At 31.1% G+C, this 13,682-nt stretch carries 17 protein-coding genes and 4 pseudogenes; all 21 read left to right on the forward strand.

Annotated elements, in window-relative coordinates; translation table 11 throughout:
* The first annotated feature begins 333 nt into the window (after positions 1-333).
* The 21 genes and pseudogenes from DZ64_RS0105040 (at position 334) to DZ64_RS0105140 (ending at position 13,645) form a co-directional block, all read left to right on the forward strand.
* A complete protein-coding gene (locus DZ64_RS0105040; RefSeq protein WP_369792114.1) occupies positions 334-546 on the forward strand; it encodes a hypothetical protein in 213 nt (70 codons plus the stop codon).
* 86 nt (positions 547-632) lie between these two features.
* Positions 633-737: an asparagine synthase-related protein gene (locus DZ64_RS12305; RefSeq protein ID WP_236618726.1), complete on the forward strand. Its 105-nt coding sequence runs from the start codon at positions 633-635 to the stop codon at positions 735-737.
* Positions 734-781, forward strand: a pseudogene (locus tag DZ64_RS14095) (hypothetical protein); the annotation flags it as partial. The gene DZ64_RS12305 and the pseudogene DZ64_RS14095, both read left to right, overlap by 4 nt.
* Positions 782-919, forward strand: a complete 138-nt coding sequence (locus DZ64_RS12310; RefSeq protein ID WP_156922621.1) for a hypothetical protein — start codon at positions 782-784, stop codon at positions 917-919.
* A 65-nt stretch (positions 920-984) separates the two neighbouring features.
* A complete protein-coding gene (locus DZ64_RS12315) occupies positions 985-1,146 on the forward strand; it encodes a hypothetical protein (RefSeq protein WP_156922622.1) in 162 nt (53 codons plus the stop codon).
* Between the two features lie 44 nt (positions 1,147-1,190).
* Positions 1,191-1,370: pseudogene (locus DZ64_RS14100) on the forward strand (asparagine synthase-related protein); the annotation flags it as partial.
* Positions 1,371-1,431: 61 nt separating this feature from the next.
* Positions 1,432-2,153: pseudogene (locus DZ64_RS12325) on the forward strand (glycosyltransferase); the annotation flags it as partial.
* Between the two features lie 156 nt (positions 2,154-2,309).
* Positions 2,310-2,387 carry a hypothetical protein gene (locus tag DZ64_RS14105; RefSeq protein ID WP_369792115.1) on the forward strand — a complete coding sequence of 26 codons (78 nt, stop codon included), beginning with the start codon at positions 2,310-2,312 and terminating at the stop codon, positions 2,385-2,387.
* An 8-nt stretch (positions 2,388-2,395) separates the two neighbouring features.
* Complete coding sequence (locus DZ64_RS14110) at positions 2,396-2,506, forward strand: sugar transferase (protein ID WP_156922623.1); 111 nt, start codon at positions 2,396-2,398, stop codon at positions 2,504-2,506.
* 111 nt (positions 2,507-2,617) lie between these two features.
* Entirely contained in the window at positions 2,618-2,854 is a 237-nt protein-coding gene (locus tag DZ64_RS0105090) for a hypothetical protein (RefSeq protein WP_024789686.1), read from the forward strand.
* Positions 2,832-3,182: an ATP-grasp domain-containing protein gene (locus DZ64_RS0105095; RefSeq protein ID WP_162147535.1), complete on the forward strand. Its 351-nt coding sequence runs from the start codon at positions 2,832-2,834 to the stop codon at positions 3,180-3,182. The genes DZ64_RS0105090 and DZ64_RS0105095 overlap by 23 nt, the downstream gene beginning before the upstream one ends.
* A 554-nt stretch (positions 3,183-3,736) precedes the next feature.
* Positions 3,737-4,801, forward strand: a pseudogene (locus DZ64_RS10730) (DegT/DnrJ/EryC1/StrS family aminotransferase).
* Positions 4,802-5,003: 202 nt separating this feature from the next.
* Positions 5,004-5,141 (forward strand): hypothetical protein, encoded by a 138-nt coding sequence (locus tag DZ64_RS12340; protein ID WP_156922624.1) that lies wholly within the window; start codon positions 5,004-5,006, stop codon positions 5,139-5,141.
* Between the two features lie 369 nt (positions 5,142-5,510).
* Positions 5,511-6,983 carry a nucleoside-diphosphate sugar epimerase/dehydratase gene (locus tag DZ64_RS0105115; RefSeq protein ID WP_304412270.1) on the forward strand — a complete coding sequence of 491 codons (1,473 nt, stop codon included), beginning with the start codon at positions 5,511-5,513 and terminating at the stop codon, positions 6,981-6,983.
* A gap of 53 nt (positions 6,984-7,036) precedes the next feature.
* Positions 7,037-8,158, forward strand: coding sequence for an HlyD family secretion protein (locus tag DZ64_RS0105120; protein WP_024789689.1), 1,122 nt, complete (start codon positions 7,037-7,039; stop codon positions 8,156-8,158).
* 19 nt (positions 8,159-8,177) lie between these two features.
* Positions 8,178-9,416 carry a DHA2 family efflux MFS transporter permease subunit gene (locus tag DZ64_RS10735; protein ID WP_255327547.1) on the forward strand — a complete coding sequence of 413 codons (1,239 nt, stop codon included), beginning with the start codon at positions 8,178-8,180 and terminating at the stop codon, positions 9,414-9,416.
* 15 nt (positions 9,417-9,431) lie between these two features.
* Positions 9,432-9,644, forward strand: coding sequence for a hypothetical protein (locus tag DZ64_RS13230; protein WP_236618657.1), 213 nt, complete (start codon positions 9,432-9,434; stop codon positions 9,642-9,644).
* A 29-nt stretch (positions 9,645-9,673) separates the two neighbouring features.
* A complete protein-coding gene (locus tag DZ64_RS0105130) occupies positions 9,674-10,954 on the forward strand; it encodes a TolC family protein (RefSeq protein ID WP_024789690.1) in 1,281 nt (426 codons plus the stop codon).
* A gap of 48 nt (positions 10,955-11,002) precedes the next feature.
* The gene (locus DZ64_RS12735; protein WP_051429996.1) at positions 11,003-11,434 is read left to right on the forward strand and encodes a biotin/lipoyl-binding protein; all 432 of its coding nucleotides are present in this window, start codon (positions 11,003-11,005) and stop codon (positions 11,432-11,434) included.
* Positions 11,435-11,453: 19 nt separating this feature from the next.
* Positions 11,454-11,957 (forward strand): HlyD family secretion protein, encoded by a 504-nt coding sequence (locus tag DZ64_RS12740; RefSeq protein ID WP_201768473.1) that lies wholly within the window; start codon positions 11,454-11,456, stop codon positions 11,955-11,957.
* A 20-nt stretch (positions 11,958-11,977) separates the two neighbouring features.
* On the forward strand, positions 11,978-13,645 hold the full coding sequence (locus DZ64_RS0105140) for an ATP-binding cassette domain-containing protein (protein ID WP_084029341.1): 1,668 nt from the start codon (positions 11,978-11,980) through the stop codon (positions 13,643-13,645).
* The last annotated feature ends 37 nt before the right edge of the window (positions 13,646-13,682 follow it).

Here is a 13,682-nt window from a genome sequence, read left to right on the forward strand (position 1 = left end):
AGAAAAGAGAGACTGAGAAAGAGTGGATTAAATTTAATTATCATGCAGAGTTACGGTGAAGGATTAATTTTAGATGACTTTTTTTATAACTCTACTTATATTCAGATGTTTATATTTGAAAATTATTATAAGAATTTATATAAACCTATAATTATTACTCCTTATGTTAAAATTTACAAGGTGGTTAAACATTAATGTGCGGTATTACCGGGTTTAATTTTGAAGTAGATGAAAATTATATTTTTAACTCTTTACACCACAGAGGTAAATAATTTTTCTTTTTATAATCATTTAAAATTTTAAAGACTTTAATTTTAAAATCTTTATCTTTTTATTAAGTATAAAGAAAAAATGTTTGAAAAAATAGATGGGATGTTTGCTTTTGCTATTTTGAATATAAAAAAAAATACTTTATTTTTAGCAAGAGACAGAGCCGGTAAAAAACCTCTTTTTTATTATAAAAAAAATGAAAAATTTGGATATGGCAGTAAGCTTAATGTATTTAAGTTTTTAGATTTAGATATTGATGAGCTCAACTCCTTATAAAAAAACCAAAGAATTTCCTGCCGGAAGTTTTGCGTATGTTAATTTAGATAATTTAGATATGAAAATAGAAAATTATTTTGCTATTTATGATGGTAAAAGACAGATTATTAGCAAGTGATGTGGAAGTCGGAGCGTTTTTAAGCGGAGGGATTGACAGTGGACTTGTGGTGGCAAAGATAAGTGAAAAATAAAAACTTTTACTGTCAGGTTTGAAGGAAGTTTTGATGAAAGTAATTTGGCAGGATTAGTTGCTAAAAAATACGGAACGGAACATTATTTAATAGGTGCAATTCCAAGTTATTTTGTTAGCAGGGAAGCAAGAAAATATGTAAAAGCTGTCGGTTATAGAAGATATGTGCCATTAGCGGATTAGATAATGTTGCTAAAAATTTTAAATTTTTATTACCTTTTCTTTCTCCTAATAGTAGAGGAGTTAAAATGTTTTTATATAGGTTAATCAGGGCTTCGTATAATGTTTTATTGAATGATTTATTTGAAGATATTTATGAATTTAAAAGTAAAAAAATAGATGATTTAGATAAATTTATAAAAAATGTAAAATTTAATAATTTGGAGGAAATTAAAGAAGCCCATTTTTGAGCAAATCTTTTTTATAATATGCTCCATTACTAAAGTCTAAATATAAACTAATTTTTTTAACTACCAAATATGCCCTAAGGTTTTTAGCTAAAAAGTATCTACCACAAGAGTTAGTTAATGCTAAAAAAAAGGGATTTGAAATTCCTTTAACTGATTGGGTAAACAATGAGCTCAAAGATATTATGATGAAAATTTTATTAAAAACATATTTAATAGAAAACTAAATATTCCGGAAGAAAAAAGGGCTAAGATATCTGCTTTTCAGTCTGGAAGTTTGGAGGGCTAATGAAAATAGCGTTTCTTAGTCATTTTGATTTAATTTTATATTTTTTTAGACTACCTATTATGAAAGAACTTATAAAAAGAGGAAAGTTTATGCTGTATGTCCAAAAGGTAATGTGTTTGATGAATTTAAAGATTACGGAGTGAATGCGGTTGAATATAAAATTGATAGAGGTAGTCTAAATCCTTTTAAGGAAATTGAGACAATAAGAAACATAAAAAAAGTAATTAAAAGTATAAAACCTTTTATGCATAAACCGAATATTTACGGAAATTTGGTTTTTCATAAAAATACAATAAATACTATAACAGGTCTTGGCAGTTTTTTTAAAAAAAAGTAATTTTTCAAAACAGTGATGATTTAGAATATTTAGGATTGAGGATTTGGGGATAAAAAAGGATAAACCGACTGTTTTGATGATTGCAAGGGTAATTAAAGACAAAGGTGTAGAAGAATATATAAAAGCTGAGACAAGGGAAATAAGAATACATTTTTACCTGATTGGAAAAATGTAAAATTTTTAGGATTTAGAAGAGATATAAAAGAATTAATTTCCATTTGTGATATTTTTGTTTTGCCTAGTTACAGAGAAGGAGTACCAAGAACACTTCTTGAAGCCGCTTCTATGTCAAAACCGATTGTTACAACAAATGCTCCTGGATGCAGGGAAGTTGTAGAAGATAATAAAAACGGATTTTTAGTGTCTGTTAGAGACTATAAAACAGACAAAACAGAAAATTTAAAAGTTTATGAGGTTTTAAATGTATAAAAAAGTTTTTAAACCTTTGACGGATAAAGTTTTGGCTTTAATTTTAATTAATTTATTTTCACCTATTATGTAACGGCAATTGCAATATACCTGTGGGATGGAAGACCTGTTATCTTTATGCAAGAGCGTCCCGGATATAAAGGAAGAATTTTTAAAATATATAAATTTAGGACCCACGGCCTCTTTTAGTTGAATATTTGCCTTTATATAATGAAGAACAGAAAAAAAGACACGATGTTTTACCCGGAATTACTGGACTTGCTCAGGTTAAAGGAAGAAATGCAATAAGCTGGAGAAAAAATTTTTAATTTGATGTTTTATATAATTTGTAAAAAAATTATAAAAGTTTTAAAACAAGAGGGAATATCCCAACAAGGACATGCCACAATGGAGTATATGCAAATGTATATACTTGTGATATGAATCCAAGTTTGAGTGCGGCTTGCCAGGTTAGTGATTATTTTTTTAAGGTTCCAAGAGTTACCGATAAAAACGAAATTTCAGCTAAAAATAAAGAAGATTATAAAAAAGAAGGATTTGCCTTAAAATCTTCTACTTATAAATTTTTTAAAGAAAACGGTTTTTTGACTCCTGAAATTGTAGATGATATTGAAACTGCAAAATATCCTCTTTTTGCATTCAATAGAAGAAGCTAAAATATTGTTAAGTAAAAATAAAAATTATGTATTTAAAGGATATATAGATGCAACAGAGTTTACAGTAGATGTTTTTATAAATAAAAAAGGAGCGGTTATTTCAATTGTGCCAAGAGAGCGAATAGAAGTCAGATGCGGGGAAATTAATAAAGGAAGAACCAAAAAAGACAGTTTAATTATCAGTGAAGTTAAAAGATTATGTAATAAATTAAACGAAGCATATGGCGTATTGACTATTCAACTTTTTACAAAAGATAATAAAATATCTTTTATAGAAATTAATCCCCGCTTTGGAGGTGGATATCCTTTGAGTTGGCAAGCGCGCTGATTATGCTAAATTTTTGATAGATGATTATCTAGGAAAAGAACTGAAATAATAATGTTAAGATATGACAATGAGGAAGCGGTAAAATTTTTGATAAGTTAATAAAAACTTTTAATATTGATACTGATGTAAAAAAACTAATAGAAATTTATAGATTTCATAAACCAAATATAAAGAAATTTTAGAATTTAAAGTATTATAAAGCTTTAATTAGCGATGGATATTATATGATGCAGCAGAATAAATTTTTAGCTTTAAATTTAGATAAATATATAAAATATCCCATTTTTACAGATTTTTATCATACTAAAAAACGAATTAAAACCTTTTAAAATGGTTATGGAAAAATTTCCTAATAAACAATATGTATATATATCAGACCAACAAAAGAGTTTGAAGAAAAATTAAAAATTAAAAAAACAATTAAATAATAAAGAGATAAATCTGTTTTAGTATATAAAAAATTGTCAAAAACTACATTTTTAGGGCGTATAAGTGATAAAAGTATACCACAAACAAATAAAAATGTCAATAAAATTTATCTCTCACCTCCTCATATGAGTGGAAAAGAAATAGAGTATGTAAAAAAAGTGTTTGAAAGCAATTATATAGCGCCTCTTGGAGAATTTGTGAATAAATTTGAAGAATCAGTAAAAAATTATACCGGTGCAAAAGCCGCCCTGGCTTTATGCAATGCCACGAGTGCACTTCATCTGGCTTTAAGGGTACTTGGAATAAAAGATTCTAAAGTGGCGGTGCCAACTTTTACTTTTATAGGTTCGGTTAATCCGATTTTGTATGAAAGAAATGAACCTGTTTTTATAGATGTTGATGAATATTGGCATATGGATGCAGAGCTTTTAGAAAAGGGAATCAAAGAAAATGATATAAAAGCGGTAATTTTACCTCATATTTACGGACAGGTTGCCGACATTGAGCCAATAAAAGAATTATGCGAAAAAAATGGTATTTATTTAATAGAGGATGCGGCTGAGAGCCTTGGTGCGTATTAGGGAAATGGAGAATGGAAAATTGTGCATAGTGGGACAATAGGGGTCTTTGGGGTATATAGCTTTAACGGAAACAAACTCTTAACTACAAGCAGCGGAGGAGTATTAGTTAGTAATAATGAAGAACTTATAAAAAAAGCGAGATTTCTCTCAACTCAGGCAAAAGAGAGTGAATTTATAGAGTATATGCATAAAGAAGTAGGGTTTAATTATAGAATGAGTAATGTATTAGCAGCTATTGGAGTAGGGCAGATGGAAGTAATTGAAGAGAGGATTGCTAAAAAAAGGAAAGTTTTTGAATGGTACAGGGAATTTTTAGATGAAGAGTTTATGCCTGAACTTCCGGATACCAGAGGCACAAGATGGCTTACAACTGTGATTTTTAAAAATAAAAATCCATGGGAGGTTATGAAAAAATTAAGAGAAAATAATATTGAAAGCAGACCTCTTTGGAATCCAATGCATCTTCAACCTCTATTTAAAGGTGCTAAAAGTTATTTGAACGGAAAAAGTGAAGAGTTATTTAAAAAAGGGCTTTGTCTTCCGAGCGGGACTACTTTAACAAAAGATGATGTCAAATATATTTGTGAGGTAATAAATGAGGTTAAGTGAAAAAGAGATTTTATCTGCAGTAGAGTAGATGATAATTTAAAAGGCGGTGATATAGATTTGTATATTGTTTCTTCAAACGCTAATTTAGAAAAAGACAGAATTTTTAGCTTCATCTAAAAAAGTTAATAGGTGATAGAAAAATTGATGTAGTAATAAATAAAAAAGGGCTTATTGAGAAAAATGCAAAAAAAGGTATATTATTATGGAAGAATTAAAAGAGTTAGCGTATAGCGATAAATACATTTATGCTTTAATTGATTATAATGCTTTACTTCAAAAAGAAATTGATTCGGATTTTTTAGAGGATGTGGAAAATAGAAGATCTTCAGGAAATAGATAGTTTTGCTATTCCTTTTAGGGATGTTTTAGATATTTTAGAAAAATTAGAAATAATTGAAGCTGATGAATGGATTAATTTATTTCCAATTACTTTCAAACTATTTATCAAAATCTTCTTAAGCCCACAAAATTAAAAAGAGCTCTGTTTTTTTTAGCGGGTGATATTTTAATTTCTATATTTACTCTTTTTTTAGCGTATCTTTTGAGGTTTAATTTTTCCATACCAAAAGAGTATTTAAACAATTTTTTTGAAATTGCATTAGTTTTTATTTTTTGTAAAGTACTTTTTTATTATTTTTTTAAACTCTATTTTGTAAGCTGGAGGTTTTTTTCTCTTAAGGAGCTTAAATCTCTGCTATTTGCCACCACTTTGGCTTATTTGGCAGGAGGGAGTGTTTTACTTGTTTTTAGGTATTATTTTATTCCTTTTCCAAGAAGTGTAATTATAATCGATTATTTTCTCTCAATTCTTTTTATAGGATTTTTCAGAATTTCCAAAAGGCTTTTAATAGAAAAACTCTCAACCGATAAAAAACCGGCTATCATAATAGGGGCTAATGAAAAGAGTGTTTCTCTTCTAAAACAAAATATTCCTTATTCAGTTTTGGAAATTTATGATAATGAAAAAAATATAGTGGGGACATATCTTTACGGATATAAGGTTGGAGATATTTCAGAAATTGACGGCAATATTAAAACGGCAATTATTACAAAGGAGATGAGTCAAAAAGAACTTGACGGGCTGGTAGGATTTTTGCAAAATAGAGGGATTGAAGAAATTAAAATATACAATCCTTTTGAAAATAGAATAAAAGATGTCTCTATTGAAGATTTATTGGCTAGAAAACCGAAAGATTTGGACAAAAACGCTATTGAACAATTTGTAAAGAATAAAAAAATCCTAATCACCGGTGCGGGTGGCAGTATAGGAAGTGAAATAGCGAGACAGTGTGAGAAATACGGCTCAAGTGAGCTTGTTTTGGTGGATAACAGCGAATTTAACTTATATTCGATTAATGAAGAGCTGAATATAAAAAGAAAGCTTTATTTAACGGATGTAACCAAAAGAAACGATTTGGAAGAAATATTTAAAAACGAAAAGCCTCAAATTGTAATCCATGCGGCGGCATACAAGCATGTGCCTATGTGTGAATATAATCCGAAAAGTGCTGTTATCAATAATATCATGGGAACAAAAAACGTAATTGATTTGTCTATAAAATATAGTGTAAAAGATTTTATTTTAATTTCAACCGACAAAGCCGTCAGACCGACTAATACAATGGGTGCGACCAAAAGAATATGTGAGCTGTATGCACAGAATATTGACAGTAAAGATACAAAAATCTCTGCCGTAAGGTTTGGAAATGTGTTGGGCAGCAGCGGAAGTGTTGTGCCAAAGTTTAAAAAACTGATTGAATATAATAAGCCTCTTACCGTCACCCACCCGGAAATTACCCGTTATTTTATGTTAATTCCGGAAGCCTGTCAGCTGGTATTGCAGGCCGGAAGTATGGCAAAAAGGGGTGAAATATTTATTTTGGATATGGGAGAGCCGGTAAAAATTGTAGATTTAGCTAAAAAAATGCTTAGACTTTACGGAAAAGATGAAAACAGTATTGAGTTTGTAGGTCTCAGGCCCGGCGAAAAACTTTATGAAGAACTTTTAATAGATGAAGCTGATAAAAAAACTAAATATAAAGATATTTTTGTGGCAAAACCTACTTTTATTGATATTAATTATTTAATGAAAAAAATTGATGAATTAATAAAATTAAATAATAAAAAAGAGATTGTTAAAAAGTTAAAAGAAATAGTCCCCGAATTTGAACATAGGGATTAATATTTGACATATCAATTCTCCTGTGATAAAATTTCTAAAAAACAGGGGAATAAATGAAAAAAAGAATAGCTTTAATTGTTTTTGGAATACTATTGGCAGTTTCAGTTTTTTTACTGATTAAATATATTATATTTTCACATAATTATGCCACTTCAAATGCCGTGTTTGTAAAAACCGATTCTCTTACAAATCTTTCTTTTAAAATTCCCGGGAAAATAGAAAATATTTATGTAAAAGAGGGTGATAGTGTAAAAAAAGGGAAATTGCTGGCGAAACTTGATACAAAAGATTTGGAAATTCAAAAAAACGGGCTTATTAATCAGATAAACGCTTTAAAGCAAAAAATTCAGGCAAGTATTATCCAAAAAGATAAATTAAGTAAAGATATAGATGAAAATATAAATTTAATAAATACTCAGATTAAGAAGCTTGATAAACTGATTGAAGCAAAAAAGTATGAAATTAAGGCAAAAGAAAGCAAACTTCAAAAACTTGCAAATGATTATAAAAGATTTAGCAGACTATATAAAAACAGAAAAATTTCATATGAAAAATATGAAAATGTAAAAACAGCTTTTTTTGCTTTGCAAAATGAAATAAATGCGGATAAAAAAATTTTGGAAAGTATGAATGAAGATAAAAATGCATTGTTTATAAAATTAAATATTGCAGAGAATAACAAAAAAGAAGTAATTAGATTAGCTAAGTTAACTGATTCAATGAAATCTCAGTTAAGAGCTTTGAATGATAAACTCTCTTTTGTAAACCAGCATATAAAAGAGAGTTTTATATATGCTCCTTTTAACGGGGAAATAGCCAAAAAATTTGAAAACCCCGATGAAGTTGTAAATTCCGGAAGTAAGATTTTAAGTATTGTAAATCCAGAGGATTTGTATGTATTGGTTTTGCTTGAAGAGACTAAATTAAAAGGTATAAAAAAAGGAAACTATGCAAAAATCCATATAGATGCAACGGGCAAGGATTATAACGGATATGTAAATAAAATTTTGCCGGCAAGTGCTGCTACATTTGCGCTCGTCCCAAGAGACATAAGCAGCGGAGAGTTTACAAAATTAGCCCAGAGGTTTTATGTAAGGATTAAATTTAAAAAAATTCCAGATGATGTGCTTGTTGGGATGAGCGGGGAAGTTGAAATAGCAACTTTTCACTTTTAACTTTACACTTTACATTTTAATCATTACCGGTGCTTTTATGGCTGTTTTGGATACCACGATAGTGGATATTGTGGTGCCTCGCTTAAAAGGACCGCTATCAACCGATATGTACGGGGTTCAATGGGTGATTACGGCATATATGACGGCTGCTGCGGCCGGACTTTTGGTGGTAGAGTGGCTTATTAAAAGATACGGGAACAAATGGGTTTATATAGTAGGGGTTGGACTTTTTAGTCTGGCTTCTTTTCTTTGCGGAATTTCAAATTCACTCGGGTTTATTATAAGTGCAAGGGTAGTTCAGGGATTTGCAGAGGCTCTTATTATGGTTACAAGCCATATGATGATTTTTTCTCTTTTTCCTGCTGATAAAAAAGGTGTGGCAATGGGTATTTTTGCTTTAGGCGTGGCTTTTGCCCCGGCAGTTGGTCCGACGCTCGGCGGGTATCTGACCGAATGGTTTAGCTGGAGGGCCGTATTTTTTGTAAATGTGCCTATAGGTATAGTTTTGGTTATTTTCGGCAGTCTGCTTTTACCGGATATTGGGGAAAAAGAAAATTATCCGCTAAATATAATCTCTTTTGCTTTTCTTTCAATTTCTACCGTGGCTCTTTTGATAATGCTTAGTAAAGGCCAGCAGTATGGATGGTTTAATTCTTCTTTTATAGTTTATTTGGCATTTGCTTCCTGGATGGCTTTTTTATTTTTTTTAATCAGCGAATATTTTTCAAAAAATAAACTGTTTGATTATTCGTTATTTAAAAACCCCTTTTATACACTGGGAATTTTAATCTATTTTGTTTTACTCGGTTTTTCGATGTATCAGTATTTTTATATGATACCTGTATTTTACGAGCATATAAAAGGGCTTAGTTCCATTCAGGCAGGGCTAGGGGTTTTGGGATTTGGAATATGGATAGGGATTGTGAGTATAATTGCGGGGAATGTAAGCGACAAAACCGGTCCCATTCCTGTGCTTACGGTTGCGGTTATAATTTATCTGATAACATCTTTTTATCTTTTTCCGCCGATTAATTACTATATGAGTTTTAGCGAAGCGGTTTTAAGGACAATGCCTTTTGGAATATCTATGGGAATGTTTTTTGCGCCTGTCACGGTGCTTATTATGAATGCCGCTAAAAACAAAGGTGAACAGGCAATTGTGGTTATGGATTATGTGAGGTTTGTGGGAGGGAGTTTCGGTACCGCAATTGCTACAAATTCTATGTTTTATTACCAGGCAAAAGAGTACGAGGGATAGTAACCCTGCAAAATTATGACCATGGTCAGTGATATTTTTGAAAAAATGAAATATGTTTTCGGTGAAACAGGTGAAGTTATTTTAAGAAACCTACAGGAGTTTATGGCTATGAATTACGGGTTTAAGTATGTCTGGCTAAATGCCGCTTTCTGGGGACTGTTAGGTAGTGTATTTGTGTTTTTGCTGCCTGACAGCATCAATATTTCTCTGATAAAATATTTCAAATAAAAAAGGATAAAAATGAAAAGGCTTGCTTATTGCCTCTAATACTTAGTGCCGAGAGTTTTAACGATATTGCAAAATCTATAACAAATTCTTTGAATTATAAACTTGCAAAAAAACAGGTGGAAATTTATGAAAAAAAATTAAAACTCAGCGAAGCAAAGAATTACGGGAGTGTTGATTTAAGTTATGCTTATGTTAGGCTTCATCAAAATCCTGTTATGAAAATGAACACAGATGTAGCCGTTGGAGCGCAAAACGCGGGAAGTGCCCCGGTTTATCCACTGATTTATCAAAATGTGAACACTGAAATTCAGGCAGGAAGAAAAAATAATTTTACGGGGATTTTGAAATATTCATATCCACTCTTTACAGGTTTTGCTATAACTAATTTAATTAAAAAATCAAAAATAGAATTGATGCAAAAAAAGCTGGAACTTAAAAACACCAAAAGGGTTTTATTATTAAATGCCGCAAAATTATATTCAAATATTTATGCCCTAAACGCGAAAATTGACGCACTAAACAAAGCTAAGACGGCTGTAACGAGTGCAAAAGAAAAGGCTTTTTCGTTTTATAAAGAAGGGCTTTTGAATAAATCAGAGGCAAATGAAATTAATGCGAAATATTATGAAATAAATGCGAAAATAGACAGTGCCATTTCGCAAAAAAAAGCACTTTTAAATATTTTCTCAAATCTTGTCAATAAAAAAATTAAAAAAATTGACGGTTTAAATGTTTCTTCTTTAAAAAAAGAAAATATTTCCCAAAGAGCAGATATTTTAGCCATAAAAGAAAATCTTAATTTAAGCGAAACAATGATAAATTTAGCGAAATCAAAATTTTATCCTCAAATCGGTATTGAAATAGGATTAAAAAAGGAAGCAAACACATTCGGACTGGATAAAAACTATTATCAAAACAGAGATAAATCTTACGGAGCTGTTGAATTAAATTATAATATTTTTGACGGAGGCGCCGATAAGGCCAATATAGAAGAAGCCAAAATAGCAAAACTGCAAAGTCTTATTTATTATAAAAACTATTTGAATACCGCAAAAACAGAATATAAGAACGATTTATTAACACTTAAGGCTTTGAATGGTATGTTGGTTTCTGCAAAAAAAGAAGTCAGTGCAAGGCTTAGTTATTATGAATATATTAATGCTAAATTTGAAGAAGGCTTGGCGGATTCAGCCGATTTGACGGACGCCATTGCCAAATTGGCTGCTGCTAGGGCTAAAAAAGAAGATGTAAAATCCCAAATTTTCTTTTATACAATAAAAGCCAATTTAGATGGGGGAAACAGTTTTTAATGGAAAATGGAAAATGGATAATGAAATTTTTCATATAAAAGGTATAAAATGAAAAAAAATATTGTAGGAATAGTTTTAATTATATTAGTGGCAGTTGGAGGAGTTTTAATTTACAAAGCCTTGAATGCGAAAAAAATGCCTCCTGGAATTATTGCAGGGGTTGGAAATTTTGATGGTGATTTGATAAACATAAATACAAAATATCCGGGAAGGATTGTAAAAATCAATGTTGATGACGGTAGCAATATTAAAAAAGGCGGTATTATTGCCGTTCTTGACAGCGATGAGTATAAAGACAAATTAAAAGCTATTGAAGCTGAGATTAAGGCTAAAGAAAATGAATTAAATTTTACAGCCGCTAAAATAAAAAACGGTATAAAACAGGCCGAACTGGCTTACGGGGGTAAAAAAGATGAATTAAATGCATTGGAAAAAAATATAGAAATCTTAAAAGCGGTAATTGCTCAGGATAAAAACTAAAGAAAATTTAAATACGGCCATGGCAGCGAGAGCTAACATTAAAGCTCTTAAAAATGCCGTTTCGGCTTTAAAAGTACAAAAAGATGAAATACAGAGTGTAATCAATGAACTTACAATAAAATCTCCTATAAACGGGCATATTGTAGACAAAGTAGCAAATATAGGGGAAGTTTTGGGTGCTGGTATGAGCGTGGCCACTGCAATAGATTCCCAAAAACTTTATTTAAAAATGTATGTTGACGAAATTAATAACGGAAAAATAGAAATAGGGGAGCGGGCGGTTATATTTTTGGATGCTTATCCAAACAAACCTATTAAGGCAAGAGTAATCAAAATTGCCCAAAGAGCCGAATTTACTCCAAAAGAGGTTGAGGTGAGGGAAGACAGGATTCAAAGGGTTTATGAGGTTGATATAAAACCGGTAAATCCTAATCCATTAATTAAATTCGGGCTTCCGGGAATTGGGGTTATAAGTATAGGGGGCAGGTTACCGAAGAGTTTGGATGAACTGCCAAAACTGTAAGTTAAAATGTATAATGGAAAATGAGTGTAAATGAGCAAATCGAATTAAACTCACCTGGCTGCTTGAAAAGCGGCCACGATGAAAAGTTAATATTTGAAGTTAAAAACGTAACTGTAAAATATAAAAACAAAACTGCCATTGAAAAAGCTTCTATTGAAGGATATGAAAAAGAGATAATAGGATTTATCGGGGCTGACGGGGCGGGAAAGAGCTCTTTTATGTATGCCATAAGCGGGGTTAAAGATTTTGAGGGGGAAATCAGCTTTTATAATTTTGCTTATAAAAATATAAAAGAGGCTGAGAAATTAAAACAAAATATCGGTTTTATGCCTCAGGGTTTAGGGCTAGTTCTCTATAAAAATCTAAGTGTAAAAGAACATCTTGATTTTTTCAGCGATATAAGAAATGTAAAAAAAGATGACGAATATTATGAATATAGAAATAGACTTCTTAAAATGGCTGGGCTTTATGAATTTCAAAATAGGCTTGCCAAAAATTTAAGCGGAGGAATGAAACAAAAGCTTTCATTAATTTGCACGCTTATTCATAAGCCAAAACTTTTAATACTTGATGAGCCAACTACCGGGGTTGACCCTCTAAGCCGCAGGGAGCTTTGGAAAATACTGGATGAAACCAGAAGCGGTCTTACGATTGTGAGTACCGCTTATATGAATGAGGCCGCTTTGATGGACAGGGTATATCTTTTTGACGAGGGTAAAATTATCGCCGGCGGAAAACCGAAAGAACTGATTAATTCAATAAAAGAATATGTTTATGAAGAGACTGAGTGCAGTGAATGTATAACATTTAATAAAACCACTTATTCATTAAAATCTTTAAATGCTTCGCATAAAGAGCCTGCATTGGAGGGGCTCTTTTTTGTAAATGCACTTAAAAGGGGTAAAATACCTCCGAAAATGATTATTAAAGAAAATAAAAAAACGTTGCCGGATGTGGTGCTTAAAGCAAGGGGAATGACTAAAAGATTCGGGAATTTTACAGCGGATGACCATATTGATTTAGAGCTTAAAAAAGGAGAAATTTTAGGGCTTCTCGGGGCAAACGGGGCGGGGAAAACAACTCTTATTAAAATGCTTCTGGGGCTTTATCCCATTGATGAGGGGGAGCTTATTTTGCTTGGTAAAAAGATTAAATCGTATGAAGACAGAATATCTTTAAAAAGTCAAATCGGATATATGTCCCAGCTTTTTGCCCTTTACAAAGATATGACGGTAAGGGAAAATCTTTTGTATTTTGCGAATATGCATAAAATTGATTTACTTAAAACCTATAATTTAATAAAAGAATATGCAAAGTCTCTCGGTTTTGAAGAATATTTAAGCTCTTTTCCAAAAGATTTGCCTCTTGGTATAAATCAGAGGTTTTCATTAACGGCAGCTATTATGCATGAGCCTGTTGTTTTGTTTCTGGATGAGCCTACAAGCGGGGTGGATACAATTGCAAGAGCCCAGTTTTGGGATATTTTGCATCAGCTTAAAGTTAAATGGGGAATTTCTATAATTATTACGACACATTATATGAGCGAAGCGGAATACTGCGACAGGGTAGTGGTATTGAAAAGAGGCAAAAAAATAGTGGATGACACAGTAAAGAATCTGCATCAAAAATTTCCTGAGGCTGAGAGTTTTGAAGATATATTTGTAAGGTTTTATGAAAGTGAAAAGTGAAAAAGTGAAAAGTGAAAAGTGTAAAATGAAAAGTGTA

This window comes from Lebetimonas sp. JH292 (genome assembly GCF_000523275.1).
Lineage (GTDB): Bacteria > Campylobacterota > Campylobacteria > Campylobacterales > Nautiliaceae > Lebetimonas.

What these genes read in the sequence shown, in the direction of transcription:
- DZ64_RS12340 (WP_156922624.1), top strand. Translation starts at nt 5,004, where the DNA reads ATGGAAGAATTAAAAGAGTTAGCGTATAGCGATAAATACATTTATGCT.
- DZ64_RS0105140 (WP_084029341.1), top strand. Translation starts at nt 11,978, where the DNA reads ATGAGTGTAAATGAGCAAATCGAATTAAACTCACCTGGCTGCTTGAAA.
- DZ64_RS13230 (WP_236618657.1), top strand. Translation starts at nt 9,432, where the DNA reads ATGACCATGGTCAGTGATATTTTTGAAAAAATGAAATATGTTTTCGGT.
- DZ64_RS12735 (WP_051429996.1), top strand. Translation starts at nt 11,003, where the DNA reads ATGAAAAAAAATATTGTAGGAATAGTTTTAATTATATTAGTGGCAGTT.
- DZ64_RS12305 (WP_236618726.1), top strand. Translation starts at nt 633, where the DNA reads ATGATGGTAAAAGACAGATTATTAGCAAGTGATGTGGAAGTCGGAGCG.
- DZ64_RS12315 (WP_156922622.1), top strand. Translation starts at nt 985, where the DNA reads ATGTTTTTATATAGGTTAATCAGGGCTTCGTATAATGTTTTATTGAAT.
- DZ64_RS12740 (WP_201768473.1), top strand. Translation starts at nt 11,454, where the DNA reads ATGGCAGCGAGAGCTAACATTAAAGCTCTTAAAAATGCCGTTTCGGCT.
- DZ64_RS0105090 (WP_024789686.1), top strand. Translation starts at nt 2,618, where the DNA reads ATGAATCCAAGTTTGAGTGCGGCTTGCCAGGTTAGTGATTATTTTTTT.
- DZ64_RS0105120 (WP_024789689.1), top strand. Translation starts at nt 7,037, where the DNA reads ATGAAAAAAAGAATAGCTTTAATTGTTTTTGGAATACTATTGGCAGTT.